The organism is Rubrivirga sp. (genome assembly GCF_049648075.1).
Lineage (GTDB): Bacteria > Bacteroidota > Rhodothermia > Rhodothermales > Rubricoccaceae > Rubrivirga.
In genome coordinates, this window is sequence record NZ_JBARYR010000346.1 from 1 (window position 1) to 2,453 (window position 2,453).

Genomic DNA, 2,453 nt, shown 5'->3' on the forward strand with positions numbered 1-2,453 from the left:
GCGGGCCTCGTCCTCGAGGCGAGCGCGAGCGGCGCGGTCGCGCTCGAAAGCGCGTACGGGACCGCGGCCGTGACCTCGACGGTGCCGAGCGTGTCGGCGGGCTGGGCCGAAGCGGCCGTGGCGACGAGCAGGAAGACGAGAGCAGAGCGCATTCGCGGAGGCAAGGGGACCCCCGACGAACGTCCCCGACCGGGCGCGGATCTCGTCGGCCTCGAAGACCGGGCATCGCCCCACCTCGGCAGTGGGACGGTGGAGGCCACGGAGGACGGCCGGCGACCACCCGATGCTCTTGGAAATTGCGGGGACGGGCACGACGCCCCCCGTCCGTACGGATCTTGTCGGCCCCGATGGTCGTGGCGTCCCCCTCTATCCGTCTCCTTGCCGTCGCCGTCTTGGTCGCCGGCGCGCTCGCCGCGTGCGACACCGAGTCGGTGGGCTCCATTGCTCCGGCGCCCGAGGCCGTCGACAACCGGCCCGGCGGGTTCGGCGACCTCGACTCGGTTCGCTACGTGGTCCACGTGAGCATCGACGGTCTCCGACCGGACGCCGTCGACGTGCTCGGAGACGCAGGGGCGCCCGCGCTGTCCCGCCTGCTCCGCGAGAGCGTCCACACCCACAACGCGCGGACGGACCCCGGCATCCGTCACACGCTCCCGAACCACATCTCGCAGTTGACGGGCCGCTCGACGTACGGCGAGAGCGGCCACGGTTGGTCGGACAACGACGGCCTGACCGATGCGACGGTCCACGGCAACCAGGGCACCTACGTGCCCAGCGTGTTCGACGTCGTCCACGACCACGGTGGGCGGACGGGCGCCTACGTCAGCAAGGAGAAGTTCTCCCTCCTCGAGCGGAGCTACGCCTTCCAAGGGGCGCCGGACGTGACCGGCCCGGACGACGGCGCGAATAAGCTCGACGTCTACTTCCACCACCACGACACGGACCGGCTCCTGGACCGCCTCGCATCGGACCTCCTCTCCGACCCGCCGTCCTACTCGTTCGTCCACCTCCGGGACCCGGACTTTGCGGGCCACGAGCACGGGTGGGACCTGGGCCGCGGCAGCCCCTACCTCACGGCCGTCGAGCGCTCCGACTCCCACGTCCGACGGGTCATCGACACCATCGAGGCCGACGGGCGGCTCCAGGGCCGGACGGTCGTGCTCGTGACGTCCGATCACGGGGGCCGGGGGCGGGAGCACGGGTCGGCCCACATCGACCACATCCGGGTCCCGTTCTACGTCTGGGGGCCGGGCATCCGGCCGGGCGACCTGTACACGCTCAATACGCAGCGCCTCGACCCCGCCGACGACCAGGGCGCCGCGCCGATCCGCAACGGCGACGCGGCCAACCTCTCGCTCTCGCTCCTGGGCCTGCCCGCCGTCCCCGGCTCGACGCTCGGCGGCCTCGAGGTCGCGCGGTAGCCAGGTCGCCGTCCTCGAGGGCGCCGCCACCCGACCCGTGCCTCCCGTCCTCGAGGTCGCCGACTGTCTCGGAGAGCCGCCCCACCGTCGAGGTCTCCAGGTCAAGTCCCCCCTCCCTGCGTGAGGAGGGGGACAGGGGGTGGTCGGTTCGTCCTCGAGGCCGCCCCGTTACGCCTCCGCCCCAACGTGGTCTCCACCCCCGATGGGCCAGCACCACAACCGCCCCGACCTCCTCGACCGGCGCCGCGCTCTCCGCAACGGCGCCACCAAGGCCGAGGCCGTCCTGTGGTCCGCCCTCAAGGGCCGGCGCCTCGACGGCCTCAAGTTCCGGCGTCAGCACAGCGTCGGGCGGTTCGTCCTCGACTTCTATTGCCCCAGCCGGAGGCTCGGCCTCGAGGTCGACGGCGGCGTTCATGACGACCCGGCGCGGGCGGCGTACGACGGGGATCGGCAGCGATGGCTCGAGGCGCGTGGGATCCGGGTCGTGCGGGCGACGAACGCGGAGGTGCTCGAGACGCTGGACGTGGTGGTCGAGCGGGTTCGGGACGCGGTGAGGGCGGAGGGGTAGGCGGCCTCGAGGTCGATTGGTCACCACCCCCTGTCCCCCTCCTCATCCGAGGAGGGGGACTCGACCTGGGAGCTCTTGAGCTGGCGAGGTGGTGTTCGGCGACGGAGCGTCCTCGAGGTCAAGCCCGCCCGCACTCGGTGCCCCCCGCGAGGTCCCCCTCCTGGACAGGAGGGGACAGGGGTGGTGGACCGTCTTGCCGCCGGACCCGCGAGCGTGACCGTACGGTCCGCCCTCGAGGTCGAGGTCGGACGCTCACCACCCCCTGTCCCCTCCTCATCCGAGGAGGGGGGACTCGACCTGGGGGGCTCGGGGTGGTGCGGGGCGGCCGGTGGCCTCGAGGGCGGGAACCCCGGCACGGCGCCCGGTCCAATCCCCAATCCCCAATCCCCAATCCCCAATCCCCAATCCGCAATCCCCAATCCCCGACCTCGAGGGGCGACCGGAAGCGCGCGTAATCTCCGGGC

The 2,453-nt window shown here is 72.4% G+C and carries 2 protein-coding genes; both read left to right on the forward strand.

The window, feature by feature from the left end:
- Positions 1-353: 353 nt before the first annotated feature.
- Positions 354-1,421, forward strand: a complete 1,068-nt coding sequence (locus WBA11_RS10260; protein ID WP_424520600.1) for an alkaline phosphatase family protein — start codon at positions 354-356, stop codon at positions 1,419-1,421.
- A gap of 202 nt (positions 1,422-1,623) precedes the next feature.
- On the forward strand, positions 1,624-1,989 hold the full coding sequence (locus WBA11_RS10265; protein ID WP_424520601.1) for an endonuclease domain-containing protein: 366 nt from the start codon (positions 1,624-1,626) through the stop codon (positions 1,987-1,989).
- Positions 1,990-2,453: the final 464 nt, after the last annotated feature.

Excerpts from the sequence above, each read along its gene's own strand:
- WBA11_RS10265 (WP_424520601.1), top strand. The coding sequence starts at position 1,624 with ATGGGCCAGCACCACAACCGCCCCGACCTCCTCGACCGGCGCCGCGCT.